Source organism: Corallococcus caeni (genome assembly GCF_036245865.1).
Taxonomy (GTDB): Bacteria; Myxococcota; Myxococcia; order Myxococcales; family Myxococcaceae; genus Corallococcus; species Corallococcus caeni.
In genome coordinates, this window is record NZ_BTTW01000001.1 from 271,714 (window position 1) to 298,180 (window position 26,467).

A 26,467-nucleotide genomic window follows, 5' to 3' on the forward strand; every position below is an offset into this window, starting at 1 on the left:
CCATGAGACACCTGGATGCCACCGCGATGTCGGACCTCGCCGCGCGCGATCCCCAGGCCGTGGCCTGGTTCCGCGAACACCTGGCCTCGCCCTGCGAGGTCTGTGAGGCGTTCCTCGCCACGCACGCGGATCCGCTGGACGGACGGACGGACGCCCTGCTCCTCGCGCTCGCGCCGGCCACGAAGGCCGCGGAGGAGCGCGCCCCCGTCGTGCCGCTGCGCGCCCAGCCCCGCGCGCGCCGCTTCGCCCCGCCTCCCGCCCGGTACTGGGGCTGGATGGCCGGCGCGCTCGCGGCCTCCGTGCTGATGGTGGTGCTGGTGCCGCTCGTGAAGGGGCCCGCCCGGAGCGACACCGGGTGGACTGGCGAGAAGGGCCCGGGCCGCATCACCCTGGAGCTGGCCGTGGTCGCCCGGGGCACCGACGGGGGCCTGCGCCGGCTGGACTCCGGGGCGGACGTCGCCAGCGACGAGGTGCTGCTCCTGCGCTACCACGCGACGGAGTCCGGCACCGCGCTGCTCTACCAGCAGCGGGGGCACGAGGCCCCGGAGCTGCTGGGCCGCTTCCCCCTGGACGCGGGAACCCACGACCTGGAGGGGCCTGACGGCCTCGCGGGCGTGAGCCTGGAGTCGGACGAAGGCCAGCTGTCGCTGGCGCTGGTCGCCTTCGCGCCAGGTGAGCGCGCGTCGGAGCAGGACGCACTCGCCGCCCTCGAGGCGGACGGCAGCCCGGATGCACGCCCGGGAACCGTGGTGAGGTTCGACGTGCGGGTCCAATCCGGTCAGACTCTGGCCCCGTGAGGCGCCTCCTTCCCCTGCTGCTCGCCCTCCTCTGCGCCTGCGCGGGTCCCTCCGCCACGGCCGGAGACAAGGGCGGGCTCGTGCCGCTGCGGCTCGACGCGGCGGACCTGTCGCGCGCGTACACGCCCCGGCGGCTCGCGCTGCTCGTGGGCGTGTCGTCGTTCGACGATCCCCAGTGGCGCGCCCTGCGCTTCTCCTCCAAGGACGCCACCGACCTCGCGGCGGCGCTGCGGGACCCCGCGCGCGGCCACTTCGACCAGGTGCGCGTCCTCACGCGCCCGGAGGAGACCACCCGCGACGCCATCCTCGCGGCGCTGCGGCAGCTGCGGCGTGAGGCCACCCGGCCCGACGACGTGGTGATGGTGTACCTGTCCGCGCACGGCACGCTCGCGCGCGACGGCCGGGGTGAGCTCACGCGCTACCTGGTCACGCGCGACGCGTCCTACCGCGCCATCCCCCAGACGGCGCTCTCCATGGACGCGCTGAAGGCGGAGTTCGACCAACTGCCCAGCCGGCGGCGGCTGCTGGTGCTGGCCACCTGCCACAGCGGCAACGGCAAGTCGCTCCTGCCCCACGAGCTGGAGGTGGAGCTGGCCGGCATCAAGTCCGGCTTCTACGCGCGGCCGCTGGAGGAGTCCTCCCGCGCCTCCATGGTGTTCGCCGCCAGCGACTGGGGCGAGACGGCGCGCGAGGACGAGGGCCTTCGCAACGACATCTACACGTACTTCCTCATCGAGGGCCTGGGCGGCGCGGCGGACCGCAACGCGGACGGCGCCGTCACCGCCACGGAGGCCCACGACTATTCGCGCCGCCGCACCTTCGCCTTCACGGAAGGACGTCAGCGGCCATCCGCCGAAATCATGGAGGTGGGCGCGGATCCGGTCATCCTCGCCGGCCGTATCGACCGCACGGGCCAGCCGGAGCTCTTCTCCTACAACCCGCGCCTGGACGGCTTCCTGCTCAAGGTGGACGGCGAGCCGCGCCTGGAGTTGCCGGGCGGCGCCGCGGTGGGACCGGGCCGCCGCACGGTGGAGCTCACCAAGGGCGACGCCGTCCTCGTGCGGCGCGAGGTGGACGTGTCGCGGGGCGAGCGCCTGCCCCTGGAGCAGCTGCTGGCGGACGCCATCCCGCGCCGCGCGCTATCGCTGGTGGGTGGCATGATGTCCTTCACGGACGGCCAGAGCCGGCGCGAGCTCTTGCCCGCCGCGCCCCAGGTGGGTGTCGTGCTGCGGCTGGAGGACCTTCCCCTCCAGGACCTGGGCCTGCTCGTGGACGTGGGGCTGGGGCACGGACGGCAGCAGCTCCAGGTGGCGCCCGGCAGCGTGGTGCCCTTCGGCTACACCACGCTCACGCTGGGTGCGGCGGTGCCGTACCTGTGGCGTTGGGAGCGGCTGACGCTGTTCGCGGGCCCACGTGTGGCCGCGCTGTACCTGGGCAGGTCTTTCGACGTGGAGGCCTTCTCCGGTGGCCAGCGCTACTTCACCGTCAGCCCCGGTGTGGTGGGCGGACTGGCGTGGCGTCTGGGCGAGCGGTGGGAGCTCACCGCCCAGGGGCACGGGATGTTGACGTACGTGGTGGTGGACGGACAGGGACAGGCCGTGGGCTTCATCGGCGGAAACGCCGGCGTGGGGTACCGCTTCTGATGCGTCGCCATTGCCTGCTCTTGACCCTGTCGTCGCTCGGCCTGGGCCTGGGCGCGTGCGGAAACCTGGACAACGAGCCCTTCCGCGCGGGCACCGTGCGCGGCCGGCTCACGGAGTTCGACCCCGCCGTCGTGCTGGTGTCCGTGGTGGGCGCGCCCGGCGTGCGCGGCAGCGTGGACGCGCAGGGCCGCTTCACGCTGGAGGACGTGCCTGCGGGGCCCGCGGAGCTCTTCGTCCTGGCCACCGCGGACAAGGCCGCGCGCGTGCCGCTCACCGTGCAGGGCGGCCAGTCCGTGGACGTCGCGGACGTGGCGCCCCGGCCCGCCGGCACCTTCTTCGTGAAGCTCCGCGCCCGGGGCAACCTGCGGGTGGCGGAGGGGAAGGCGTCCGTGGACGGCACGCCCATCGAAGCCTCCCAGCTCGACGACCAGGCCCCCCGCCACCTGGGGCCGCTGCCGGCAGGCTGCTACGGCGTCAGCGTCTCCGCGCCCGGCTTCATCTCCACGGCCCTCCAGGGCTGTGTGGGTGAGGGCAAGCAGACGGTGCTGACCGTGGAGCTCGTCCCGGAGAAGTCCTACGCCCAGCAGGGCTGCGCGACGACGGGCTGCAACAGTGAAAGCCATTGCGCGTCGGACGGCTGCTGCGTGCAGTGCCTTGAAGACAGCCATTGCGTGACGCCGCTCGGGTGCAGGGCGTTCCACTGTGAAGAGAGTCTTCCGTAAAGCGACGCATTTGACGACGCAGGGTGCCCGCGCGGTTCGCCACCCGTATGGAATTGCGTCGGCGGTGCGAGGCCTTGTGGCCACCCCGCGAGCAGCCGGGTCTTCCTGCCAACGAGGCACTCCCTGTTCCCGCAGGGCCCCCTACCGCCTCGTCTCACAGGAGGATGACCATGCGTATCCCGACCGCTCCCTCTTCCGCGGCATGGATGGTGTTGTGCGCGACGCTGCTGTCCCTGGGCTGCGGCGGCCCCGTGACGTCGGAGGATCCTTCGCTCGCCACGGGCGATGACAACCTGGGCGCGGGAGAGGCCCCCGCGACGAATGACGGCGCCGCGCCCGGCGGCGACGGACGCGTCAGCATCTGCCACATCCCGCCTGGCAATCACGCCAACGCGCACACCATCACGGTGGGCGCGCCCGCGGTGGCCGCGCACCTGCACCACGGCGACCGGATGGGCGCCTGCGACGACGAGGGGGAGACGCCCACGGATGGCGGCACCTCCGGGTCCGACGGTGGCAGCAGCACGGACGGTGGCTCGGGCGGCGGCATCGACGCCGGCCCCGTGTGCATCCCCGAAGGGGGCGAGTGCTCCACCGAGAGCGAGACGGCCTGCTGCGATGGGCTGTCCTGCCAGGAAGGCCAGTGCTGGCCGTCCGTCGGCTGAGAAAGCGCTGTGGCCACTCCGAGCCGGGGCGGGTCTTCCCCGGCGTTCTTCCTTGATTCCAACAAAGGCGCTCTCATGACCTCCCTGCGACACCTGACCTCCACCCTGCTGCTGGCCACGGGGATGCTGTTCCTCGCGGCCTGCGGCGACAGCAATGCCCGCGTCACCCTGAAGCTCACCGACGCCCCGGGCGACGGCATCGAGAAGGCCGTCGTGACCATCTCGAAGGTCTACCTGAAGGGCAGCGTGGACGGGAAGGAGGACGGCAAGGGCGACGTCGTGCTGCTGAGCGAGCCCGTCACCACCGACCTGCTCACGCTGGCCAACGACACCGCGGACCTGGTGAAGGACGCGGAGGTTCCGGCGGGCACGTACAAGGAGCTGCGCTTCGTCATCACCGGCGGCTACATCCAGGTGAAGCAGGACGGCGCCAGCCGCATCTTCGCCACCTCGCGCGACTACGCGGGCCTGCCGGACGGCGCCCAGGTGGACGGCGACCTGCAGATGCCGAGCGCCAGCAGCTCCGGCCTCAAGGTGAAGTTCGACAAGGACGCCGACGTCACCGTCACTAGCGATGACGACCAGAAGGTCATCCTGGTGGACTTCGACGTCGCGCAGAGCTTCGGCAAGGAGGCCGGCGGCTCCGGCAAGTGGGTCATGCGGCCCATCATCAAGGGCGCGGACCTGGAGTTCTCCGGCAACGTGGAGGTCTCCCTGGAGGCCGGCGACGTGTCCCTGCCCCTGGGCCCGGCGCAGCTGAGCAGCTTCTCCGCGGTGCTCATCAACGCCGACGGCAGCCGCGAGACGATGTCCCTCACCGCCAGCACGGCCACCCGCTACGTGGCGGACTTCAAGTTCCTGCTGCCCGGCACCTACCAGGTGGACCTGGTGGGCCCGGAGGGCGTGACCTTCAGCACGGACCTCACGCGCCCGGCGACCGCGACGGTCGGCTCAGGCGCGGAGGCCAACGTGGACTTCGTCCTGACGTCCTTCGACGTCAAGTAGCGCTGCAAGCTTCGGGGTTCAGGCCGCCTTCTCGCCCGGCTGCGCCTGGGCCGCCTGGACCTCGAGGGCGATCTCAATCTTCTCGCCCACCAGCACGCCGCCCGCCTCCAGCGCCTGGTTCCACGTCAGGCCGAAGTCGCTGCGGTTGATGGTCGTCTTCGCCTCGAACGCGGCCTTGGTGTTGCCCCACGGGTCCTTGGCGATGCCCAGCTGCTCGGCCTCCAGGACGACCTCGCGGCTGATGCCGCGGATGGTGAGCTGGCCCGTCACCTTCAGGTGCTTGCCGGAGGGCTCCACCTTCGTGCTCTGGAAGGTGAGGGCCGGGAACTTCGCCACATCGAAGAAGTCCGGCGAGCGCAGGTGGTTGTCGCGCTGCTCGACGCCGGTGTGGATGCTGGCCGCCTCGATGGAGACGGAGACCGAGGAGGCCGCGGGGTTCGCGTCATCCAGGGTGAGGGTGCCGCCGAACTTCGTGAAATTGCCGCGCACCTTCGCCACGACCATGTGGCGGACGCTGAAGTGGATGCCCGTGTGCGTGGTGTCGATGTTCCAGAGGGTGGTGGCCATGGTCGTCGTCCTTGTCGTGAGCGCCGCGTGGGCGGCGGTGTGTTTCAACGAGGCGTAAGGTAGCGGCCCCCCACGTTCCGGATTAGACGGGACGAACAGGATGCACTGTTCCACGGCTGGGACAGTGCCCTGCGCACGGGGAACGGCCATGGACCTCAACGAACTCCTCGTCTTCGCCCGGGTGGTCCAGGCGGGCAGCTTCACGGCGGCGGCGAAGGCGCTGCGCATGCCCAAGTCCACGGTGAGCCGGAAGGTGTCCGAGCTGGAGGAGCGCGTCGGAGCCCAGCTGCTCCAGCGCACCACGCGCACGCTGCACCTGACGGAGGTGGGCCGCGCGTACTACGCGCACTGCGAGCGCATCGTCGCGGAGGCGGAAGCGGCGGAGCTGGCGGTGACCCGCATGCAGGCAGGCCCGCAGGGACTGCTGCGCGTGACGACGCCGCTGTCCGTCCATTTCCTCGCGCCCATGGTGGCGCGCTTCATGGAGCTGTACCCGGACGTGCAGGTGGAGCTGCTCTGCACGGACCGCGCGGTGGACCTGATGGAAGAGGGCTTCGACCTGGCGGTGCGGGCCGGGCGGCTGCCGGACTCGTCGCTGATGGCGCGGCGGCTGGGGGACATCGAGTGGCTCGTCGTGGCCGCACCGGAGTACCTCCAGGCGAAGGGCGCGCCGCGCACGCCTTCGGACCTGGCGAAGCACGAGTGCCTCTTCTTCGGGACGGCGCTGCAGGGGAACGTCTGGACGCTGCACGCGGGCGGCCGGTCGGTCGACGTGAAGGTCTCCGGGCGGCTGGTGATCAACGAGCCGGACATGCTGCGCGCGGTGACGGTGGTGGGCGCCGGGGTGGCGCTCATCCCCGGCCAGCAATGTGTCGAGGACCTGGAGTCCGGCCGGCTGCAGCGCGTGTTGCCGGACTGGAGCTCCGCGGGCGCGCCGGTGCACGCCGTCTACCCGCCCACGCGCCACCACGTGCCCAAGGTGATGGCCTTCGTGGAGGTGCTGCGCGAGCACTGGCCCCAGCTGCAGGGAGCGCTCAAGCGCGCGAAACGCTGAGACAGTGGCGGCGTTTCGTTCCGCGGATGGAACGATGTGTCCCGAGGTTCGAGTCTGGCCAGGTGGCGGTCCGGAGCGCATGTTGTGTCTCGAAAGGAAACACACACCATGCTCAACGTTCGCCCCTCTGAAGCACGCGGTCACGCCAACCACGGCTGGCTGGACTCGCATCACACCTTCTCGTTCGCGAGCTACTTCGACCCCGACAACATGGGCTTCCGCTCCCTGCGCGTCATCAACGAGGACCGCGTGCAGTCCGGCGAGGGCTTCGACACGCACCCGCACCGGGACATGGAGATCATCACCTACCCGCTCAGCGGTGCCATCGCGCACCGGGACAGCACGGGAGGCCAGGGGCTCCTGCGCGCCGGTGAGGTGCAGCGCATGACGGCCGGCACGGGCGTGATGCACAGCGAGATGAACGGCTCCAACGAGGACGTCCACTTCCTGCAGATCTGGATCATCCCGGACAGGAAGGGCCTGAAGCCCGAGTATGAGCAGAAGTTCTTCCCAGAGAAGGACCGGCAGGGACGCTGGCGCGTGGTGGCCAGCCCCGACGCACGCGACGGCAGCCTCACCGTGCACCAGGACGTGCTGCTCAACAGCACGCTGCTGAGCCCGGGCGAGAAGGCGGAGTACACGCTGCCCAAGGGGCGTCACGCCTGGGTGCAGATTGCTCGCGGCGCCGGCACGCTCAACGGAGTGAGCGTGAAGGCCGGTGACGGAGTGGCCGTCTCCGACGAGTCGAGCCTCGTGCTCACCGCCTCCGAGCCGCTGGAGGCCCTGCTGTTCGACCTGGCCTGATGCGCCGGGCACGAAGAAGGCCCCCGGATCCCTCAAGTGGACCCGGGGGCCTTGTCGTTTTCAGAGGCCCAGGGATGGCGGCGATCAGGGCTCCCACTGGATGCGGTAGGAGCAGGCGTGGCCGTCGAAGCCGAAGGGCTCCACGCGCAGGTTCCGAGCGCCCGCCCGGGTGAGCCCGGCCTCGATGATGCCGCGCAGGTAGCCGGGGTTCCCGTTGCACTCGCTGACCCGGAGGACGTGGTGCGCGGGCCCCTGGGTGACGAGCTCCGTCTTCAGGTAGTTGTTCACCGTCGCGAAGCTCTCCTGGATGCGAACGACGACGCGCTCCGGTCCGAAGATGGGCCACATCGCGACGAGAGCCTTGCCCAGCAGCGTCTGCTCCACGCCCTGGATGAGTCCGGCCCCAAGCCGCCGGAAGCCCTCGTCCGTATCGACGTCGGGATGGAGGTGCTGAGCGGTGATGCGCAGCGCCTCCGCGAAGACGAGCCGGGGCGTGCTGCGAGGGATGGGAGCGCCCAGGTCCAGGCCCGCCTGTTTCAGCTTCTCCTTCAGCTGTGGAGTGAGCCGGCTGCCGATGGAGCGAAAGAGCCCTTCAATCGTGTGGCGATAAACGACCTGCTCGGCCATGGATCCGTCCGGGGGTTCGGATGTGCTTGCGCAATGCCATCACGAATCCACGAAGGCTCACCAGCCCCTTGCGTAACCCCAATCGAATCCGTCTGTCTTTCCCAGACACCGGAACTGCGAGGATGTTCGGGTTTTGCCCAGCTCCAGGCTCAGCCGCCCCACCGGATGCGATAGGAGCAGGCGTGGCCATCGAAGTCGAACGGCTCCACGCGCAGGTTCTTGGCCCCTGCCCGGGAAAGCCCGGCTTCGATGATGCCCCGAAGGTAGCCCGGGTTCCCGTTGCACTCGTTGACGCGGATGATGTGGTGGCCGGGCCCCTGGGTGAGCAACTCCGAGTGCATGTAGTTGTTCACGGTGGCGAAGCTCTCCTGGATGCGCACCACGACGCGCTCCGGGCCGAAGATGGGCCACATCGAAACGAGCGACTTGCCGAGCACGGTCTGCTCCAGCCCCTGGATGATGCCCACGCCCAGCCGACGGTAGCCCTCGCTCGCGTCAAGCTCCGGATACAGGTGCACGACGGTGACGCGAAGGGCATCCGCGAAGACGGTCCGGGACGTGTTGCGAGGGGACTGCGAGTCAAGGTCCAGCCCCACTGCGCTCAACTTCGCCCGGAGTTCCGGAGTGAGACGGTCACCGATGGAGCGAAAGAGCCCCTCCACCGTGTGGCGATAAACGATTTCCTCTTCCACGAATCACCCCGGCAACGGCCCAGCGGTCCCATTCCGCCGTGTCGCAAGGAAGCGTACCCCAGCCCCCCCACGAATCCGAAGCCCCCTGCCCTCCGACCCAGGTCTGAGACGTCCTGCCGGGTGTTTCACGGCTGGCCAGTCTGTTTCATAAAACCTGGATTGCATGTTCACAGCAACTCAGCGCGATCGGGTGACTTCAGTGAGCCCGTCCGAAGAGAAATGAAACACGTCGAGGAACCTAGCCACCTGGCGCACGCTAGCGAGACAGGTTGAGCAGGTGCGGTGCTGCCACGTGCCTCCGAAGACTTCCCCTCGTTGAACAAAGTCTGGGCGTATGCGGGCTACCAGGGGCCTGTCGTGGCGGACGCAGCGATACAGGCGGGCCTGGCAGTGGAAATTGTCCGGCGCGCCGGGGAGGACAAGGGCTTCGTCGTGCAAAAGCGCCGCTGGGTGGTGGAGCGCACCAACGTGTGGCTGACGCGCCAGCGACGCCTGGCGCGCGATTACGAGCGTCACGAGCACTCTTCCGAAACCTTCATCCACATTGCGATGACGGGCCTCATGCCGCGCCGCCTCGCGTAGCGCCCCAGTTCATAAGGCTCTCAGGCTTCCGCTGTTTCGAATGCTTTCGCCTTCCCAGCTTCTGCGAGCGCCTGCGCGATAGCCTGGCGCTCCGCCGAGCTCACTTGGTACAGGGAGTAGACCCTATCGTTGATCTCCTCTTGGATGGCGGCGAGCCTGCGCTCGAAGAGCGTCCTCTCGTGTTCGCTGGTGAGACTCGTGGCCCGATGCCGAGCCTGAATGGCCTGCTCGGCCAGCGCCGCTAGCTTGTCGTGCTCCGCCTTCTGGCCTGGGTGCCCCTTTAAGTCGGGCACGAAGAGGGGGAGATTCTCGATGAACTGCTTGTTGCAAGGGAAGTAACCGCCGCGGAAGTTGGAGCCACCCTGCCGGACGAGGGTGTCCAGCAGCTCGCTCTGGATGAGCGCGAGGATGAAGTAGGGGCTGCACTGGACAGTGGGCAGCGTGAAACCGTAGCCGCCCGTCGTCACGTTAAGAAAATAACAGCCGCCCTGGGCGTCATGGTAGACGGCCGTCTGGTTCACCATGTACGGCATCATGAACTTGGGGCCGGCGAACCGCTCCAGGTTCTGGGGCCGCGCGTAGGCGTACCACTTCCCCACGCCCTTAAAGTCACCTGACTTGCGGCTCTCCAGCCGGCTCCTGCACTTGTTCAAGTAATCGTGCGTCGCGGGAAACGCGCGGAGCTCCTTCTCCGTGAGCAAGCGTGGCTTCTCGCCTGGATTGAGGACATAGGGGCGGATCAGCCAAGCCTGGGGCTCCTGGTAGTCCCACCGCTTGATATCCCGGGCCCCTTGGAGGACGGGGACGAGGAGATCCTTCTCGATGATGACGGTACGCTCGATCTGGCTCGACTCGAGGCTCCACTCCCTGCCCTTGCCGCGCGGCCCATAGAGGAGGAAGACATGGTCGGCTCCTGTCACCGGGGCCTGGAAGATGGCGGGCGCGAGACTTCCGAGGGTGGGCAACCCCGAGAGGCGCTCCCTCAGCGTGTTGAGCCCCCCTCCTCCTGTTCGGAAATCCCACGTCTTCCTAGAGAGCAGCGAAGAGGGGACGGGCTCCGTCTCCTTCTCCAAGGCACGCTCTAGCGCCCCGGAGAGGTCCGCCTGCTCGCGTACCGATCTGAGTGCGAACGTCTCCCTCGGGGCTCCGGAGAGGAACAGTAGGCATGTGTACGTCGTGGCGCCGTCGAAGATCTGCGCATCACCGAAGTCCACGATCTGCGAGACGGCTTTCCGCTCGGCCAGCAGGTTGCGCAACTGCTCGCCGTAGTTCGCCTGGAAGAACTTGTGCGGTAGGATGAAGCCAATGCGGCCACGGGGCTTGAGCTTCGCAAGGCTCTGCTCGACAAACAGGACGTAGATGTCGAAGTTCCCCCGCGAGGCCGAGCGGAACTTCTTCTTGAAGACCGCAACTTCCTTGGGCGACCACTTCTGGATCTCCTGGATGCGGATGTATGGAGGGTTGCCCACCACCGCGTCGAAGCCGCCCTCCTTCAAGATGTCTCCCAAACCCGTAGCCGTACTGCCCCAGTCGAAGGGCCGAATTTGGAGGAGCGCCTCTTCCTGTTCAGCGCCCGTGTCTAGGAGGCCAGGAAGGCCGAGGTCCTGGGACTCGATGAGCGAGTTGCCGCAGAGCAGGTTCTTGCTCAGCGAGGGCAGGTACTTGTCAGCGCGGAACATCTCGTAGGTCTCGCGCCGGGCCAGGCTCTGTTCGTCCTCCCCCTCCAGTAGTTTCAAATACAGGCTCATCTGGGCTACCTCAATGGCCTGCGGGTCTTTGTCGAGCCCGAAGATGCAGGAGGTGAGAATCTTCTTCCTCTGCTTAAGCGTCAGGCGCACCTCTCCGTCAAAGAGGAAAGCCTCCTCCTTCGGGAGCTTGTTGGGAGGCAGCCCCTTGTAGTGGGCGAGGTGCGCATCGATGAGGTGCTGGAACGCAGAGAGTAGGAACGAGCCCGAGCCGCACGCTGGATCGAGAACGCGTAGCTTCAGCAACTCCTGGGCCGTCTTCCCCTGAGTGAGGGGCGTCAGCGTCTCGGCCGTGATGGCGTCCACGATGAAGCGGGGGGTGTAGTAGACGCCGCCTGCGTGCCGGACCTCGGGCTTCTCCTCAACCTTGGCCCTGCCGCTCTGGGTGAGGCGGATGGTGCTTCCCAGGAAGCGCTCATAGATGGAGCCAAGGATCTCCACCGGGAGGGCTTCGAAGCGGTAGGGCGTCTGCACATACAAACCCTTAAGGATCTGCTCAAGGACATCGTCCTGCTCGATCTTCTGCTCTTCGCTGAAGTGCGAGGCGAACAGGTTCCCGTTGAACTGGGGCATCAGGCTCTGGAAGATCGCGACGAGCCGCTCGTAGAGGGAGTCGCCGGACTGCTTCCAAGCCTCGAAGGCCTTGAGCATCGGCTCGCCGCGAGTGACGCCCCGAGCTTCACACACGCGGATGAACACGAGCCGATCGAGGATGCGCTGGACGCACTCGGTCAGAGCCTGATCCGAGGAAAATACGTTTCGAAGCGCCAGCTCTCGCGCGAGCAGTTCCCGCCAGCCGGCGAGGTCTTCCAGGAAGGCCGCGTCGACGGGCACTGCCCCACGGGCGGTGAAGATGCTCCCGCTACGCTTTTTGAAGTGGCCCAGCAGGAAGCGCTCGATAGAGCCTGCCTCGACGGCATCACGGGAGAGGGTGTCCCAGAGGAAGTCGAAGCTCTCGACATAGCGGTCGAACTTGAGGTCGAGCGGAGGAAGGACGCCCGCGCTTGGCTTGTCACGCAGCGGGCGAATGCCTCCGAAGAAGCCCTTCAATTCCTCGAAGTCCGTCAGCAGAACCAGCGGGACCTTCTTGTTCCAGGCGTAGGACTTCGCCTGGAAGATGGCGTCCAAGTCGGTGGAGATCGGGACGGCGGGCTTTTTTACTTCGACGAAGAACTTGAGGTTCTTGCCCGAATAAAACCCGTAGTCGGGCCTCTTGCCGGTGCCATCCCGGTCTTCCAGCACCACTTGGCGCTTGCCAGCCACGCGGCGGGAGCTGTCCTCGACGGGCCAGCCCAGCGCCTCGAAGAAGGGGTCGACGAAGCCGCTGCGGACCTTGGCCTCGTCGTAGGAGGAGTGCTTGAAGTCGCCCATTCCCTCGGAAAAGGCGCTAACGAGCTTTTCTATCTGGAGCTTGCCGCGCTGTCGGTCCGTCGTCATGAGGGCAGCACCTTACATAAAGGCACCGCACTCTGGGAGTTGGGAGTAGCCCAGTTCCGTGGACACCGAGAAGTGATGGTAGGAGCACGGGGCTGTCTACGACCGAGGAGAAGCAAGAGAAGCCCGCAGGCCGCGCCGAGAGTACTCGTGCTGCCGAAGACTGGCGCTACGATCCGCGACGCTGCAGGGCGGCTTCTGGTGTGGGAGCTAGAGGCAAGGGGCGCGGCGTATATCACTCATGCGGCCTGCCCCACACTCCAGTGCGGTGAAGACCGAACTCCTTACGGAACGAATCGCGCTATTTCAGGGCGATGCAGCTTACGTCGTCCAATTGCGAACTCCTGACAACATCAACGGCATCGTCACGGACCCGCCCGTCGAAATTGGGTTTATGGACAATTGGAGAGCGACCGAGGAGGCCGCGCCCCGTGGGAGCCCTGGCTCACGTGTGTCATGCGTGAAGACTTCCGCGTGCTCAAGCCTGGAGGTCACGCCCTCGTCCGGGCACTACCGCTTACGTCGCATTAGACGGCACCCGCGATTGCGAACACGGGCTTCGAGGTGCGCGACATCCTTGTGCACATCTTCGGCACGGGCCTACCCAAGGCACTCGACGTTGCACAAGCCCCTCAACAGACAGCAGGACAACCGGGACGAGGTGCTCTGAGTCACCGCTTGATTGCCGAGATACAGGACAAGGCCAGCCTGACGAATGCGCAAATCGACGCGCGGCCGGATTGAATGGGATGGCAGGCCACTGGAGCAGCCAAGCAACTCAATCCTACGTGCCTCACCAGCAATACTGGCCTGCCCGGCCCAAGCTTCTTGGCATCACCGCAGTGCCATATTCGCTCCGCTCGGCTGCTGCGGAGCGAATCATCGAGCAGAAAGGGAAGTCAGGCGCAAAGCGGACGCCATCCTCCGAAACGCGGAACTGGCCGGCATCCGTCACATCGGCTGGTACACTCTGCGCCCCAGCTTCGCCAGCTACCTCGTCATGCGTTGTGCGATGTACCGCGCAAGGCCATTCAGGAGTTGCTGGGCCACGCCACCATCGACATGGCGATGCACTAGCCCACCTGACTCCGAACGTGAAGAACGACGCGGTGCGCACCCTCGACATGCGCCCGAAGGGCGCATTGGGAGCGCACCGACAAGAGGCCAGTGCCTCAAACGACAAAAGCCCCCGAGTCTTTCGACTCGGAGGCTCTTGTTCGGAGTGCCCAGGGCGGGATTCGAACCCGCACACCTTTCGGCGCCACCCCCTCAAGATGGTGTGTCTACCAGTTCCACCACCTGGGCGTTTCGGCGGGGTCCATGTACCGGACCCCGTGGATTCACGCAACAACCAATTCAACCGTCGCGTGAATCCGATGCTTCCTGACGGCTACTGCGCGGGCGTCGTCGGCGCGGGAGCCTGCTGGCCCTCCGCCGGCGGCGTCGCGGAACGCTCCTGCTCCACCGCTCCCGGTGCCGCCGGAGGCGGCGTCGTGGCTCCCGGGGTCGCCGGGGCCGTCTTCGCCGGCGGCGTCGCCACGGAACCTCCCGCGGCCACCGAGCTGCGCAGGCCCACGAACGACAGGCCCAGCGAGGTCAGGAAGAACAAGCCGGCGCAGATGCCCGTCAGCTTGCTCAGGAAGGTCACCGCGCCGCGGCCACCGAAGGCGCTCGTCGCGGCGCCGCCACCGAGGGCGGAACCCATGCCGGCGTCCTTCCCCGGCTGCAGCAAGATGACGAAGATCATGAACACGCAGAGCAGGACGTGCACGATCGTGAAGAAGGTCAGCATGGGTGTTCCCAACGCTCCGTGAAAAGAGGGCGCAACCTACACAAAGTGGTCAACGGGTGACAACTTCTAACGGGCCTGGCTGCCTCAGCCAGCCGCCTTGACGATGGCCACGAAGTCCGCCGCCTTGAGGCTCGCTCCCCCGACGAGCGCCCCGTCCACGTCCGGCTGACCCAGCAATTCCGCGGCGTTGTCCGGCTTCACGCTCCCTCCGTACTGGATGCGCACCCGCTCGGCCGTCCCCTCGTCGTACATCCGGGTCAGCAGCCCCCGGATCGCCGCGTGGACCTCCTGCGCCTGCGCCGTCGTCGCCGTCCGGCCCGTTCCAATGGCCCACACCGGCTCGTACGCCAGCACGAACGTCGCCACGTCCGCCCCGGAGAAGCCTTCCAGCGCGCCCCGCACCTGGCGCTCCACCACCGTGAGCGTCTGGTTCGACTCGCGCTCGGCCAGCGTCTCACCCACGCAGACGATGGGCGTCATGCCGGCGGCCTTCACCGCCTTCGCCCGCTTGTTCACCGTGGCGTCCGTCTCCCCGAAGAACTGCCGGCGCTCCGAGTGCCCCACGATGACGTAGGCGCACCCCAGCTCCGCCAGCATCGGCGCGCTGACTTCGCCCGTGAAGGCGCCCGAGGACTCCCAGTGACAGTTCTGCGCCGCCAGCTGGAGGGGCGCCCCCTCCAGCGCGACGTGCAGGGGCTGCAACGCCACGAACGGGGGCGCGATGGCCACCTCCACCTTGTCGCCCAGCGCCGCCACCGCGCCGCGAAGCTCCCGCACCAGCGCGAGCGCTTCCGGCACCGTCTTGTTCATCTTCCAGTTGCCAGCGACGATCTTCCGACGAGCCATCGAGGTGTCTCCCCCGGTGCGTACCGCGTGGGTGCCCTACTTCGTCTCCAGCGCCTTGATGCCGGGCAGCTCCCGGCCCTCCAGGAACTCCAGCGACGCGCCGCCGCCCGTGGACACGTGGCTCATCTTGTCCGCGTAGCCCATCTGCTCCACCGCCGCCGCGCTGTCGCCGCCGCCAATCACCGTCGTCGCGTCCTTGTTGATGGACATCGCCGCGGCCACCGAGCGGGTGCCCTCCGCGAACTTCGCCACTTCGAAGAGGCCCATGGGCCCGTTCCACACCACCGTCTTCGCGTCGCGGATGCGCTGCGTGAACATCGCGCGCGTCTTGGGGCCGATGTCCAGGCCCATCATGTCCGCGGGGACGACCTGATCCGGAGTCTCCTTCACCGGCCCCTTGCCCTCCAGGTCCGCGCACACGATGTGGTCGATGGGCAGCACCAGCGGCGTCTTCAGGCGCTTCGCCGTGTCCAGCAGCTTCGCCGCCAGCGCCAGCTTGTCGCCCTCCTCCACCCGGCTCTTGCCCACTTCGATGCCCTGCGCCTTCAGGAAGGTGTACGCCATGGCGCCGCCCACGAGCAGCGCGTCCACCTTGGGCAGCAGGCTCTCGATGACCTTGATCTTGTCGCTCACCTTGGAGCCGCCCAGGATGGCCACGAAGGGCTTCTGCGGATTGCGCAGGACCTTGTCGCCCAGGTACTCGATCTCCTTGCGCATCAGGAAGCCGGCGGCCTTCTCCTTCACGAAGGGCACCATGCCGGCCGTGGACGCGTGCGCGCGGTGCGCCGTGCCGAACGCGTCGTTGACGTAGACGTCCGCCAGCGCCGCCAGCTCGCGGGAGAAGGCCTCGTCGTTCGCCTCCTCCTCCTTGTGGAAGCGCAGGTTCTCCAGGAGGAGCACCTGCCCCGCCTTCAGGTCGTTCACCTGCTTCTTCACGTTGTCGCCCACGCAGTCGTCCGCGTGGATGACCTCGTGCTTGCCGCCCAGGAGCTCCGCCAGCTTCTCCGCGACGAGCACCGTGGACAGCTTGGGGTCCGGCCCCTTGGGCCGACCGAGGTGGGACGCCAGGATGACCTTGCCGCCCATCTCCAGCGCGCGCCGGATGGTGGGCAGCGCCTCACGGATGCGGGTGTCGTCGGTGACGCGCCGCCCCTCCAGCGGGACGTTGAAGTCCACGCGGATGAAGACGCGCTTGCCGGTCAACTGCAGGTCATCGATGTAGCGGATCATCTTGGGGGTCCCTTGTGCCTGTCTCGGTCAGCCTGAGGTGCCAGGTGTGGCTTACGCCACGCCCTTGGACACGAGGAACTTCGCCGTGTCGACCATGCGGTTGGAGAAGCCCCACTCGTTGTCGTACCAGGCCATGACCTTGAGCAGGTTGTCGCCCATCACGTAGCAGTTGGTGGCGTCGAAGATGGCCGAGTGCGGGTTGCCGTTGTAGTCCACGGACACCGTCTGCGCGTCGCTGAACTCCAGCACGCCCTTGAGCGGGCCGTTGGCGGCGGCCTTCATCGCGGCGATGACCTCTTCCGCGGTGACCTTCTTGGAGGTGTTCACCGTCAGGTCCACCAGGGACACGTTCGGGGTGGGGACGCGGACGGACAGGCCGTGCATCTTGCCCTTGAGCGACGGGAGCACCTCGCCGATGGCCTTCGCGGCGCCGGTGCTGGTGGGGATCATGGAGAGCGCGGCGGCGCGGGCGCGGCGCATGTCGTCGTGGGTGAGGTCCAGGATGCGCTGGTCGTTGGTGTAGCTGTGCACCGTCGTCATCAGGCCCTTCTCGATGCCGAAGTTGTCCACCAGCACCTTGGCGATGGGCGCCAGGCAGTTGGTGGTGCACGAGGCGTTGGACACGATGTGGTGCTTGGCCGGGTCGTACTCGTGGTGGTTGATGCCGTACGCGATGGTCATGTCCGGGCCCTTGGCCGGCGCGGAGATGATGACCTTCTTGGCGCCAGCGGCCAGGTGCTTGGCGGCGGCGTCGCGCGCGGTGAAGCGGCCGGTGCACTCCATCACCACGTCCACGTTCATGCTCTTCCAGGGCAGCGCGGAGGGGTCCTTCTCCGCGGTGACGGCGATCTCCTTGCCGTTCACGACGATGCCCTTGTCCGTGTGGCTGACCTCGCCCGGCCACGTGCGGTGCACGGAGTCGTACTTGAACAGGTGGGCCAGCGCCGCCGGCTTGTCGAGGTCGTTGATGGCGACGATCTCGAGGTCTTCCTTGCGGCTGAGCGCGGCGCGCAGGATGCAGCGACCGATACGACCGAAGCCGTTGATGGCGAGCTTGATGGCCATGGTGTTTTCCGTCTCCTGGAAGGGGTGGGCCTTCGCGGCCCACCGTCATGAGTCTCGTAAAGAAGGCGGGCGACCGTAGGCAGGCGCCCCCGCCGAGTCAACGCCTCGCGTGGGCCGCTTTCGAGCGCGCACGCCGGAGCTGAACAATCACCCCGACCAACAGCCAGAGCCCGGAGGCCGTTCCCGCCCCGGCCCCGCACCCGCAGCCGGTGTCCCCCTTGGGGGAATAGTCATTCGGGAGCGCCGGGACGACCGTCGGCTCCGGCGGCGGGTCCACCGGCGGCGGCTTCACGGGCGGATGCGGATCCACCGCCCGCACCGCCACGCAGGACGACAGCGGCCGGGGGCTCACCGCGGGCAGCACGTCCTCGGAGGGCAGCGCCGGTGCCTGGGCGAGGATCCCCGAGCGCACCAGGAACCCGCCCACCAGCCGCGACCGTTCGCGGTTGGACGCAAGGCCCTCGAACGGGAAGCCCAGCACCAGCACCTGCCCCGCGGGCGCCATGCCCGACAGGACGGCCGCGCCAAGACCCGTATTGGGGTAGCGGAGCACGTCCGTCCCCGAGCCCGCGGGCAGCAGGATGTCCGTCACCCCCACGGGGTAGGCCCCGAGCGTCCCGTCGTCCAGCGGCGTGGCCGGCAGGTCGCGGAAGATGCCGCTCGCGAAGCCCTCCACCCGGCCCAGGGCCGAGCCCACGCCGAAGGAGGCCTGGAGGATGTCCGCGAGGAACTGCTTGTCCTCCGCGCTGCCCTGCGAGAGCGAATACACCGTGCGGCTGCCCGACAGCAGGAGATTTCCGCCGCCGGTGACGAACGCGCGCAGGGTGTCCTGTTCGGCCCGCGTCAGCCCCGCGCCCGCCACGCCGCCGCGACCGGTGGACCAGTCCACCAGCCGGTAGCCCGTGGGCGACACCAGCCCCGCCGCCACCGCGTTGCCCGCCGCGCTGTCGAAGGCCACCGCCGCGTGCGCGAACGCCGCGCCGTGCTGGCGCAGGTAGCTGCCGTCGTTCATCGCCTCCAGGTAGACGCGCAGCGGGGCCTCCAGGTCGTACGGCGTCTCCAGCTCCTCGCCGCACGCGACCGTCGCGTCCAGCCGCTCGTACGCGTTGATCAGCAGCACCGGCGGCGTGCTGCCCACGCGCACGCCCACCGTGGCGGACGGGAAGGACTCGCCGCCCGCGTTCACCGCGGCGACGCGAAAGTAGCGCAGCGTGCCTTCCGCCAGCGTGACGGTGGCCGCCGTGCCCTGGACCTCCATGCCCTCGTCCCAGCCGAAGCCGTCCGCGCTCTGGTACAGCCGGTAGGCCGTGGGGGCGTCGCGGCCCTCCTCCGAGGCCACCTGCGGGGGTGCGGACCACTTCACCTCGACCGCGCCCGGCGTCGCGTTGCGCGCCACCACCGCGCCCGGCGTCTCCGGCGGCAGGTGCACCGCCGCGCCGTCGCGGGTCGCGAAGTACTTGATCAACCCCTGCACGATGGCGCGCGCGGCCACGTGGCGGAACCGGGCCTCCTTGAGGCTCGCCGCGTCCACCGTGTTGTCGTGGTACGCCATCTCCAGCAGCACGCTGGGCATCTCCGGGTTGTGCGTGGGGTTCACCTCGCCCAGGTTCGCCGAGCGCAGGCCGCGCACGCGCCAGGCCGGATCCACCTCGCGCTTCAGGTCCGCTTCAATCTGCGACAGGAGCGCCCGCCCCAGCACGTCACCGCCCGCCACGCCGGTGAAGTTGAGCGTGCCGTCCACCGGGTTGGGCCCGTAGACGTAGCCCTCCGTCCCCCGGATGGTGCCGGACGTGCCCGCGTTGGTGTGCCACGCGACGTAGACGGCGTCCTCGCCCTCCTCGTGCAGCCACGCGGCGAAGCGCGGCCGGGACGTCACGTCCGCGTTGCGCTCGTTGGACAGCGCGTTGGCCCCCGACGGCGCGTACACGCTGAAGGGCGCCCCGCTGTACTGCACGTGGTAGCGCCCGCTCTCCTCGAAGCGGGGACGCAAGAGCGGCCCCTGCGCCGCGTCACCCATGAGGCCGCGTCCACCGCCCAGCCGCACCGCGTCCACGGACAGCGTCGCGCCCGCGACCGCCGAGTCGTTCTCCAGCACCACCGCGCCGGACTCCGGATGCGCCCCCGCCTTGAAGTAGAAGCGCCCCAGCAGCACCCACGTCCCGCCGTGGCGCTGCTGGTTCACGCGGAAGTGGCTCTCCCCGCCCGCGTGCTTCACCACGTAGTGCGCGTCCGTCGCGCGCGTGGGGTCGGAGCCGTAGGAGACGTAGACGTTGTAGGCCGCGGCCGCGGGCACGTCCGGGGTCCACGTCGCCTTCGCGGTGGAGGTGGCCGCCGTGTCCAGCGTCCGCGTGGTGCCCAGCGTGAAGGGCTCCACGCCGTTGCCCATGGGCACGGGCGGCGGGGCCCAGCCCTTCTGCGCGGAGGCGTGGAAGCGCGCGGTGTCCCCGCCCTCCACGTAGCCCGTGCCGCCGTTGTCCACGGTGGCGAGCAGCGGGTTCAGGTCCGACTCGCGCACCGTCACCACCGTGGCGCCCGCCGCCATCAGCAGGGGCTGCAGCTCCTGCGACACCACCTCCGCGGAGATGAAGTCCTCCACCACGCCCCAGGTGTTGGGCCGCTGCGTCGCCCAGCGCTTCAGCCCGTTGTCGCGGTAGAAGCCGTGGCCCGGGCTCAGGTAGATGACCTTGCCGGACAGCGCTCCCTCGCCCAGCCGGGTCTGCGGCACGCCCGCGGCCTTGACGTGCGACTTCGCGTCGCGCGGCTCGCGGCGCACCACCGCGGGTGCGTCCGGCGACAGGCGGCGCTGCTCGTGGGCCCTGGGGGCCGGAGCTGGCAGGTATTGAACACCCGGCGGCTCGAGCCCCAGGTCGTCTCCCTCGAAGGCTTCGGGGGTGCCCTGCGCTTGAGCGAGGAAGGAGGTGCACAGCAGGGTCAGCGCCAGCGTGCGCGACCAGGACGGGGGGAACGTTCGCATCACCCGGCCGACCTTACCCGTTCACTCCCCCGCTTCAATCGGACCCGTGGGTGCTAGCCTGCCAACCCCTTCACCTTCCGATGACCGTTCCTGCGCCCTCCCGTCCCCAGTTTCCCTCCCGCCGCAGCAACGGACTGTTCGCCTCGTTCGGACATGCGTGGGCGGGCCTCATCCACACCGTGGCCTGGCAGCGCAACATGCGCATCCACCTCATCTCCGGCGTGCTGGTGGGGCTGGTGGGCAGCGGCATCCCGCTGGGGCTCGCGGAGAAGGTCACGCTCATCTTCTGCGTGCTGCTCATCTTCTTCGCCGAAATCCTGAACAGCGCGCTGGAGCAGCTGGTGGACCTGGCCGTGCAGCAGTTCGACGAGAAGGCCCGGCTCACCAAGGACGCGGCCGCGGCGGGCGTGCTCGTGCTCGCGGGCGGCACGGTGGTCATCTTCGCCGCCATCCTGATCAACTACTGGGAGACCGTGCGCACCAGCACCGACGCCATCTTCCGGCAGGTCGCGCTGGGCCTGCCGCTGGCCGGCTGCGCCACGGTGCTGGTGCTGCCCCAGCCCCGGCCCGCCGCCGTGGACGTGCTCGCGTTCCTGCTGGCCATGGGGTTGCTCGCGCTGACGGCGCCCACCTCCGCGAGCCTCGTTTTCACCGTGCTCACCGCCGCGCTGCTCGTCATCGCCGCCGCGGCGGCCCGCGAGCGCAGGCGCCATCCACAGCCCTGAGGGGCCGGAGCTCGACGCCGCTTTGAAGGATTTGCCCCCGCCACCTCGCGGGTGGGGCGCCCGGAACCAGTCCGGAGCCCGCTCACCCGCGGAGGGTCTGTGAACGGGATTCTAAAGGGCTAGACGCGGGGCTGAAAGCCCGTCCCGGCGTCCGAGGCCGGTGTCGCCTGGGCGGCTGCGACCGCCTTGTCGCCTTCCTTCAGGTCGGTCGTCACCAGCTCCAGGAGCTCCGTGGCGATGCCGATGACCTGGTGCGGCGTGTAACCGCTTGCGCGCAGCTGGTTGAAAAACGTGCGCGCGAGGATGCGGGTGCCCTTCTGGTCGGTGCTCACGGGAATGCCTCCGGATTCAGCGCCGCGTCTCCGGGCGCCGCGTCTGCTTGGGAGTCCGGTCTTCAACCTCCGTGCCAGTCGTTCTCTTCCAAACGGATTCTCCAGCAGTCCTCAGGGGTTGAAGCCCGGAACTGGACGGCACGGAACGTGGATGGTGCGAAGGGGGTTACGCACCCGGATGTCCCACCCGCCCGGAGGCCGGTACCGGGTGCATCACCGGGTACGCACCCACCCCGGGCCCCGCCAAAGGCCATCCCGTCTTTTCAAGTGCTTGCATTCCCTCCGGGGGGTGGAGCACATACGCGCCCCCATCGAGGAGTCAGAACACAATGGCGTACCGGGTGAACAACATCGGGCTGTGGCTGGACGAGCCGGAGGAGCTGCTCGGCCAGCGCGCCGCGGAGAAGCTGGGGGTCACCCGGAGTGACCTCGCCTCCGTGCGGGTGGTGCGCTCGGTGCTGGATGCGCGCAAGAAGGGCAGCCCGCGTTACATCTACACGCTGGAGGTGGAGCTGGCCCCGGGCCGCAAGGCGCCGCGGCTGCCCCCGGACGTGAGCGAGGCCCCGCCCGCGCCGGAAGCGCCGCCGCGCGTGAAGGAGCCGGAGAAGCTGCCGCTCATCATCGGCACCGGACCCGCGGGGTTGTTCTGCGCGCTGGGCCTCTTGGAGCGCGGCGTGCGCAGCATCCTGCTGGAGCGCGGCAAGGAGGTCGTCACGCGCCGCAAGGACGTGGCGAAGCTCATGCGCGACGGGTCGCTGGACCGCGAGAGCAACATGAACTTCGGCGAGGGCGGCGCCGGCGCGTACACGGACGGCAAGCTGTCCACGCGCATCAACCACCCCATGGTGCGCAAGGTGATTGAGGCCTTCGCGAAGTACGGCGCGCCGGATCACATCCTCATCGAGGGCAAGCCGCACATCGGCTCCGACCTCTTGCCGGGCGCGGTGGCGAAGCTGCGCGAGGAACTCATCGCGGGCGGCTGCCAGGTGTACTTCGAGCAGCGCGTGGAGGACCTGCTCTACCGCGACGGCCGCATCGCGGGCGTGAAGATGGCGGACGGGCGCACGCTGGAGAGCGACCGCGTCATCCTGGCGCCGGGCAACTCCGCGCGCGAGCTGTATGAGCGCTTCGCCGCCGACGGCCGCGTGAGCGTGGAGGCCAAGCCCTTCGCGCTGGGCTTCCGCGCGGAGCACCCGCAGTCACTCATCAACGGCATCCAGTACGGCTCCGCCGCGAAGCACTCCAAGCTGCCGCCCGCGGACTACAAGCTGGCGGAGAACCTGGACGTGGACGGCGAGGTGCGCGGCGTCTACTCGTTCTGCATGTGCCCCGGTGGCATCGTGGTGCCCACGCCCACCGAAGAGGGGCTGCAGTGCACCAACGGCATGAGCAACTCGCGGCGCAACGCGAAGTACGCCAACGCGGGCATCGTCGTGTCGGTGTCCGTCGCGGACTTCGCGCGCGAGGGCTTCCACGGACCGCTGGCGGGCCTGGAGTTCCAGCGGCACTGGGAGTCGGAGGCGTACAAGCTGGGCGGAGGCCGCTTCTTCGCGCCCGCGCAGACCATTCCGGACTACCTGGCCGGCCGCGTGAAGAAGGACCCGGGCGACACCAGCTACCGCCCGGGCCTGGCGCACACGGACCTGAACCAGCTCTTCCCGGAGCGGCTGACGCAGTCCATCAAGGCGGCGCTGCGCACGTTCGACCGGAAGATGAAGGGCTTCATCAGCGACGAGGGGAAGCTCATCGGCATCGAGAGCCGGACGTCCTCGCCGGTGCGCATCACCCGGGGTGACGACCTGCAGTCCGTGTCCATGCGCGGCCTGTACCCGGTGGGCGAGGGCTGCGGGTACGCGGGCGGCATCGTGTCCTCCGCCATTGATGGACTGCGCGCCGCTGAGCAGATTGCCACCGAGCTGGCTTGAGGTCCCCTCCCCTTCCGGGCGAGGGTGACCTGGGAGGGATGGACCCATGGCGTATCGCGTGCGCACCCCGGATGGTGAGCTGATGTTCCCCTCGCTGGGCGACATCGAGCGCGCCTACGTGCAGGGCCTGGTGGACGCCGACGACGAGGTGCGCGAGGACGGCGCGGAGAAGTGGCGCAAGGCGTCCTCGCTGCCGGTGCTCGCCCGGGCGAAGAAGCCCCAGAGCGGCAAGGCGGCCCGGGCGCAGACGTTCACGGTCCTGGGCGTGGTGGCCCTGGGCCTGCTCGCCCTGGCGGTGATGGTCCTGGGGCAGGAGACCCGGGTGCGCATGATGGGCGTCCTGCTGGCCCTGGTGGTCAGCGGGCTGCTCATGCGGGTGACGTTCAAGGCCTACAAGCGGCCACCGCCCGTCCTCTAGCGCCGCTCCCTCCCCTGCCCTCCAGGGCAGCGGCACGGCCCTCGCCGCCAGCAGGCCCCACACGGCCCATGTTTGGTGCAAGGCACCCCGCGGGGTGCCCGCCATCGCGCTGGAGGAGGACCGCACCTTGCTCAGCACCTACCTGTCCCGAGAAGCCGCCCGCAAGCTTCGCCATGGCGCGCCCTGGCTTCGCCGCGAGGACATCGTCTCCATCGAGGGCGAACCGCAGCCGGGCACGCCCATGCAGCTCAAGGACGAGGACGGGCAGCTTTTGGGCCTGGGGGACGTGGACCTCCAGGCCTCCTACGCCGTGCGCCGCCTGGGCCTGCCGGACGAGTCCGTGGAGGGGCTCATCCCCCGCCGTGTGCGCCATGCCTTCGAGCGGCGCGGCCGGCTGGTGGACGACCCGCGCTTCTGCCGCATCATCAACGACGACGGGGACGGGCTGCCGGGCCTCATCGTGGACCGGTATGATCAGCACTTCGTCGTCCAGACGCTCACCCGCTCCATGGACGCGCGGCAGGAGGAGATCACCCGCACGCTGGGAGAGGTGACGGGGGCGGCCTCCGTGCTCCTTCGCAACGACACGTCACGGCGCAAGGCCCTGGGCCTGCCCGCGCAGCGCCCGCACGTGATGTACGGCGCGCCGCCGCGCTGGTGCCGCCTGCTGGAGATGGGCGCGCGCTTCACCGTGGACCTCACCTACGGCAAGGGCACGGGCTACGGGTACGACCACCGCGAGCTGCGCCGCTTCCTGGGGCGCACCGGCAACGGGGACCGGGTGCTGGACGTGGCGTGCAACGTGGGCGGCCTGTTCGTCCACGCGGGGCGCCACGGGGCGAAGCAGATATTGGCCTTCGACGGCAACGCGGACGCGGCGGACCTGGCGCGCGAGAACGCGGAGGCCAACGGCCTGCTCGGCCGGGTGACGGTGGAACAGGGCGAGCCGCTGGCCGTGCTCCGGGCCCTCAAGGAGACCTTCGACCTGGTGCTGCTGGACACGCTGGGCGTGGCGTCCGAGGAGGACTTCATCGAACAGGTGCGGCTGGGCCTGAGGCGCACCCGCCATGGGGGGCGGCTGCTGGTGGTCGGTTATCACCCACCAGTGGGCCTGGGCTCGTTCACCGAGTGCGTGGCCACGGCGTGCGAGCAGGAGGCGCGGATCGCCTTCCGGCTGGTGAAGATGGGCCTGCCGCCGGACCACCCGGCGCCGGTCGGCTCCCCGGGGGCCGAGTACCTGGAGGCGGTGGCGCTGGAGGTGAGCTGAGGGCGTGTTGTTTCGCCCTCGACGGGCCTCCTCGGTGTTAGTGTCCGCGCCGCGATGACAACCGAAAACGAGTCCCAGGCCGCGACCACTTCCACCCCGGAGGCTTCCGTCGAGACCGTCCGCAAGGTGTACGCGGCGGACCTGCGCGAGAAGGATCGCGTCAATACCGTCTTCCGCGTCACCAAGAAGGAGAAGGTGAACGCGCGCAGCGGCAAGGTGTTCCTGTCGCTGTCCCTGGCCGACAAGAGCGGCACGGTGGACGCGCGCGTGTTCGACCAGGTGGACGCGCTCGAACCCGTCTTCCAGAACGGTGACTACGTCCTCGTGCAGGGCAATGTCATCGTCTTCCACGGCCGCACCCAGGTCGTCGTGGAGGCTGTGGAGCGGCTGGATCCGGAGCCGCTCGACCCCAAGGAGTTCGAGCCGCCCCCCGCCCCGCCCGCCGAGGCGAAGTCCCACGAGTCGAAGTCCGGCGAAGCGAAGCCCGCGGCCGAGGCGAAGTCCGGCGAAGCGAAGTCCGGCGAGGCCAAGGCCTCCGAGGGCAAGCCCGAGCGCCACGAGGGCGGCGGTGGACCGCGCGCGGTGGGGCAGATCCGCGAGCTCATCACCGAGCGCGTCAACGACCCGTTCGTGAAGCAGCTGCTGCTGGCGTTCCTGGACGACGCGCAGGTGTCCACGGCGCTGCCGGTGGCGCCCGCGGCGAAGGGCGTGCACCGCGCGTGGCGCGGCGGGCTGGCCGAGCACGTCCTGTCGGTGATGCGCCTGACGCTGCGCGTGTCGGACCACTACCCCATGGCGGACCGCGACCTGCTGCTGGCCGGCGCGTTCCTGCACGACGTGATGAAGGGCGGCGACGGCGCGTCCGACAAGGGCTTCGACACCTCCGACGAGGGCCGGCTGGTGGGCCACGCGGTGCTGGCGGCGCAGAAGATCCGCGAGAAGACCCTGGGCATCCCGGGCTTCCCACCGCTCCTGGAGCAGCACCTGACGCACCTGGCGATCTCCCAGCAGGGCCCGGCCGGCGCCCCCGGCGCGAAGGTGCCGGTGACGCTGGAGGCGCAGATCGTCGACACGCTCAGCGCGCTCGACGCGCGCATCTCCGCGTGGGTGGAGGCCATGCAGCGCGACCCGAACGAGCGCTGGACGGATCACCTGCGCGCATACGACCGCTCGCTCTGGAAGGGCTTCGTGCCCACCGGCCGCGGCCGGGCCCCGGTGGAGGGCGGCCGCCGCAAGCAGCGCGAGGAGAAGCGCAAGGCGCGCGCGGACAAGGGCGCTCCCGCCCAGACCGGCGAGGGCACCCCCGCCCCCGCCTCCCAGGAAGCCCGTCCGGAGCGTCCGCCGCGGCCTCCGCGCGAGCCCCGCGCCGAGCGTCCGCCGCGCGAGGAGCGTGGCCCCCGCGAGGAGCGCCCGCCGCGGCCTCCGCGCGAGGACCGTCCGCCGCGCGACCCCAAAAGCCTGCCCGGCGAGCTGACCTTCAAGCCGTTCAGCGCGCTGGCCCCGTCCGCGCCCGCGAAGTCCGGTGGTGAGGGCGGTGGCTCCTCGGAGGGCTGAAG

General features: G+C 69.1%; 23 protein-coding genes and 1 tRNA gene. 13 read left to right on the forward strand and 11 right to left on the reverse strand.

The features are described from left to right. The first annotated feature begins 2 nt into the window (after window positions 1–2). The 5 genes from AABA78_RS01095 to AABA78_RS01115 all read left to right on the forward strand — a co-directional run bounded on the left by AABA78_RS01095 (window position 3) and on the right by AABA78_RS01115 (window position 4,832). Window positions 3–797, forward strand: a complete 795-nt coding sequence (locus tag AABA78_RS01095) for a hypothetical protein (RefSeq protein ID WP_338261224.1) — start codon at window positions 3–5, stop codon at window positions 795–797. Further along, on the forward strand, window positions 794–2,440 hold the full coding sequence (locus AABA78_RS01100) for a caspase family protein (protein ID WP_338261225.1): 1,647 nt from the start codon (window positions 794–796) through the stop codon (window positions 2,438–2,440). The genes AABA78_RS01095 and AABA78_RS01100 overlap by 4 nt, the downstream gene beginning before the upstream one ends. Further along, a complete protein-coding gene (locus tag AABA78_RS01105) occupies window positions 2,440–3,162 on the forward strand; it encodes a carboxypeptidase-like regulatory domain-containing protein (RefSeq protein ID WP_171418179.1) in 723 nt (240 codons plus the stop codon). The genes AABA78_RS01100 and AABA78_RS01105 overlap by 1 nt, the downstream gene beginning before the upstream one ends. Window positions 3,163–3,332: 170 nt before the next feature. Further along, a complete protein-coding gene (locus AABA78_RS01110; RefSeq protein ID WP_338261227.1) occupies window positions 3,333–3,827 on the forward strand; it encodes a hypothetical protein in 495 nt (164 codons plus the stop codon). Window positions 3,828–3,902: 75 nt separating this feature from the next. Continuing rightward, a complete protein-coding gene (locus AABA78_RS01115; RefSeq protein WP_338261229.1) occupies window positions 3,903–4,832 on the forward strand; it encodes a DUF4382 domain-containing protein in 930 nt (309 codons plus the stop codon). A gap of 18 nt (window positions 4,833–4,850) precedes the next feature. Here AABA78_RS01115 and AABA78_RS01120 read toward each other — a convergent pair whose 3' ends face one another. After that, window positions 4,851–5,399 (reverse strand): YceI family protein, encoded by a 549-nt coding sequence (locus AABA78_RS01120; protein WP_338261230.1) that lies wholly within the window; start codon window positions 5,397–5,399, stop codon window positions 4,851–4,853. A gap of 148 nt (window positions 5,400–5,547) precedes the next feature. Here AABA78_RS01120 and AABA78_RS01125 point away from each other — a divergent pair, with 148 nt between their 5' ends. Both AABA78_RS01125 and AABA78_RS01130 read left to right on the forward strand, forming a co-directional pair. Then, a complete protein-coding gene (locus AABA78_RS01125; protein WP_171418187.1) occupies window positions 5,548–6,453 on the forward strand; it encodes a LysR family transcriptional regulator in 906 nt (301 codons plus the stop codon). Window positions 6,454–6,561: 108 nt separating this feature from the next. Further along, on the forward strand, window positions 6,562–7,257 hold the full coding sequence (locus AABA78_RS01130; protein WP_338261231.1) for a pirin family protein: 696 nt from the start codon (window positions 6,562–6,564) through the stop codon (window positions 7,255–7,257). An 84-nt stretch (window positions 7,258–7,341) separates the two neighbouring features. Here the strand turns inward: AABA78_RS01130 and AABA78_RS01135 are convergent, their stop codons facing one another. Further along, window positions 7,342–7,884, reverse strand: coding sequence for a DUF2378 family protein (locus AABA78_RS01135; RefSeq protein ID WP_171418192.1), 543 nt, complete (start codon window positions 7,882–7,884; stop codon window positions 7,342–7,344). Between the two features lie 149 nt (window positions 7,885–8,033). Then, a complete protein-coding gene (locus tag AABA78_RS01140) occupies window positions 8,034–8,576 on the reverse strand; it encodes a DUF2378 family protein (protein WP_338261233.1) in 543 nt (180 codons plus the stop codon). Between the two features lie 315 nt (window positions 8,577–8,891). On the opposite strand from AABA78_RS01140, the gene AABA78_RS01145 reads away from it, so the two are divergent. Beyond that, entirely contained in the window at window positions 8,892–9,158 is a 267-nt protein-coding gene (locus AABA78_RS01145; RefSeq protein ID WP_338261235.1) for a transposase, read from the forward strand. A gap of 20 nt (window positions 9,159–9,178) precedes the next feature. On the opposite strand, the gene AABA78_RS01150 is transcribed toward AABA78_RS01145, so the two are convergent. The 7 genes from AABA78_RS01150 to AABA78_RS01180 form a co-directional block, all read right to left on the reverse strand. Continuing rightward, complete coding sequence (locus AABA78_RS01150) at window positions 9,179–12,340, reverse strand: Eco57I restriction-modification methylase domain-containing protein (protein ID WP_338261236.1); 3,162 nt, start codon at window positions 12,338–12,340, stop codon at window positions 9,179–9,181. 1,220 nt (window positions 12,341–13,560) lie between these two features. After that, window positions 13,561–13,642 (reverse strand) — tRNA-Leu (locus AABA78_RS01155). An 85-nt stretch (window positions 13,643–13,727) separates the two neighbouring features. Next, window positions 13,728–14,129: a preprotein translocase subunit SecG gene (gene secG / locus AABA78_RS01160; protein ID WP_338261237.1), complete on the reverse strand. Its 402-nt coding sequence runs from the start codon at window positions 14,127–14,129 to the stop codon at window positions 13,728–13,730. 84 nt (window positions 14,130–14,213) lie between these two features. Continuing rightward, window positions 14,214–14,975, reverse strand: a complete 762-nt coding sequence (tpiA, locus tag AABA78_RS01165; protein WP_206792573.1) for a triose-phosphate isomerase — start codon at window positions 14,973–14,975, stop codon at window positions 14,214–14,216. A 36-nt stretch (window positions 14,976–15,011) separates the two neighbouring features. Next, entirely contained in the window at window positions 15,012–16,205 is a 1,194-nt protein-coding gene (locus tag AABA78_RS01170) for a phosphoglycerate kinase (protein ID WP_121723998.1), read from the reverse strand. A gap of 51 nt (window positions 16,206–16,256) precedes the next feature. Further along, window positions 16,257–17,270 (reverse strand): type I glyceraldehyde-3-phosphate dehydrogenase, encoded by a 1,014-nt coding sequence (gap, locus tag AABA78_RS01175; RefSeq protein ID WP_171412188.1) that lies wholly within the window; start codon window positions 17,268–17,270, stop codon window positions 16,257–16,259. 97 nt (window positions 17,271–17,367) lie between these two features. Next, entirely contained in the window at window positions 17,368–20,244 is a 2,877-nt protein-coding gene (locus AABA78_RS01180) for a golvesin C-terminal-like domain-containing protein (protein ID WP_338261242.1), read from the reverse strand. Between the two features lie 80 nt (window positions 20,245–20,324). Between AABA78_RS01180 and AABA78_RS01185 the strand changes: the two genes are divergently transcribed. Next, the gene (locus tag AABA78_RS01185; RefSeq protein WP_171412186.1) at window positions 20,325–20,969 is read left to right on the forward strand and encodes a diacylglycerol kinase; all 645 of its coding nucleotides are present in this window, start codon (window positions 20,325–20,327) and stop codon (window positions 20,967–20,969) included. A 119-nt stretch (window positions 20,970–21,088) separates the two neighbouring features. Here AABA78_RS01185 and AABA78_RS01190 read toward each other — a convergent pair whose 3' ends face one another. Further along, the gene (locus AABA78_RS01190) at window positions 21,089–21,301 is read right to left on the reverse strand and encodes a hypothetical protein (RefSeq protein ID WP_171412185.1); all 213 of its coding nucleotides are present in this window, start codon (window positions 21,299–21,301) and stop codon (window positions 21,089–21,091) included. Between the two features lie 329 nt (window positions 21,302–21,630). Here AABA78_RS01190 and AABA78_RS01195 point away from each other — a divergent pair, with 329 nt between their 5' ends. From AABA78_RS01195 to AABA78_RS01210, 4 genes are all read left to right on the forward strand, one after another. Further along, entirely contained in the window at window positions 21,631–23,226 is a 1,596-nt protein-coding gene (locus tag AABA78_RS01195; protein ID WP_338261245.1) for an NAD(P)/FAD-dependent oxidoreductase, read from the forward strand. A 46-nt stretch (window positions 23,227–23,272) separates the two neighbouring features. Continuing rightward, a complete protein-coding gene (locus AABA78_RS01200; protein WP_171412183.1) occupies window positions 23,273–23,644 on the forward strand; it encodes a hypothetical protein in 372 nt (123 codons plus the stop codon). A 127-nt stretch (window positions 23,645–23,771) separates the two neighbouring features. Beyond that, a complete protein-coding gene (locus AABA78_RS01205) occupies window positions 23,772–24,911 on the forward strand; it encodes a class I SAM-dependent rRNA methyltransferase (protein ID WP_338262361.1) in 1,140 nt (379 codons plus the stop codon). 54 nt (window positions 24,912–24,965) lie between these two features. After that, on the forward strand, window positions 24,966–26,465 hold the full coding sequence (locus tag AABA78_RS01210; protein ID WP_338261246.1) for an OB-fold nucleic acid binding domain-containing protein: 1,500 nt from the start codon (window positions 24,966–24,968) through the stop codon (window positions 26,463–26,465). Window positions 26,466–26,467 lie beyond the last annotated feature (2 nt).

Bases quoted from the DNA above. Each gene is read 5' to 3' on its own strand.
- AABA78_RS01095 (WP_338261224.1), top strand. From the start codon at position 3: ATGAGACACCTGGATGCCACCGCGATGTCGGACCTCGCCGCGCGCGAT.
- AABA78_RS01105 (WP_171418179.1), top strand. From the start codon at position 2,440: ATGCGTCGCCATTGCCTGCTCTTGACCCTGTCGTCGCTCGGCCTGGGC.
- AABA78_RS01110 (WP_338261227.1), top strand. From the start codon at position 3,333: ATGCGTATCCCGACCGCTCCCTCTTCCGCGGCATGGATGGTGTTGTGC.
- AABA78_RS01115 (WP_338261229.1), top strand. From the start codon at position 3,903: ATGACCTCCCTGCGACACCTGACCTCCACCCTGCTGCTGGCCACGGGG.
- AABA78_RS01120 (WP_338261230.1), bottom strand. From the start codon at position 5,399: ATGGCCACCACCCTCTGGAACATCGACACCACGCACACGGGCATCCAC.
- AABA78_RS01125 (WP_171418187.1), top strand. From the start codon at position 5,548: ATGGACCTCAACGAACTCCTCGTCTTCGCCCGGGTGGTCCAGGCGGGC.
- AABA78_RS01130 (WP_338261231.1), top strand. From the start codon at position 6,562: ATGCTCAACGTTCGCCCCTCTGAAGCACGCGGTCACGCCAACCACGGC.
- AABA78_RS01135 (WP_171418192.1), bottom strand. From the start codon at position 7,884: ATGGCCGAGCAGGTCGTTTATCGCCACACGATTGAAGGGCTCTTTCGC.
- AABA78_RS01150 (WP_338261236.1), bottom strand. From the start codon at position 12,340: ATGACGACGGACCGACAGCGCGGCAAGCTCCAGATAGAAAAGCTCGTT.
- secG (WP_338261237.1), bottom strand. From the start codon at position 14,129: ATGCTGACCTTCTTCACGATCGTGCACGTCCTGCTCTGCGTGTTCATG.
- tpiA (WP_206792573.1), bottom strand. From the start codon at position 14,975: ATGGCTCGTCGGAAGATCGTCGCTGGCAACTGGAAGATGAACAAGACG.
- AABA78_RS01170 (WP_121723998.1), bottom strand. From the start codon at position 16,205: ATGATCCGCTACATCGATGACCTGCAGTTGACCGGCAAGCGCGTCTTC.
- gap (WP_171412188.1), bottom strand. From the start codon at position 17,270: ATGGCCATCAAGCTCGCCATCAACGGCTTCGGTCGTATCGGTCGCTGC.
- AABA78_RS01180 (WP_338261242.1), bottom strand. From the start codon at position 20,244: ATGCGAACGTTCCCCCCGTCCTGGTCGCGCACGCTGGCGCTGACCCTG.
- AABA78_RS01185 (WP_171412186.1), top strand. From the start codon at position 20,325: ATGACCGTTCCTGCGCCCTCCCGTCCCCAGTTTCCCTCCCGCCGCAGC.
- AABA78_RS01195 (WP_338261245.1), top strand. From the start codon at position 21,631: ATGGCGTACCGGGTGAACAACATCGGGCTGTGGCTGGACGAGCCGGAG.
- AABA78_RS01200 (WP_171412183.1), top strand. From the start codon at position 23,273: ATGGCGTATCGCGTGCGCACCCCGGATGGTGAGCTGATGTTCCCCTCG.
- AABA78_RS01210 (WP_338261246.1), top strand. From the start codon at position 24,966: ATGACAACCGAAAACGAGTCCCAGGCCGCGACCACTTCCACCCCGGAG.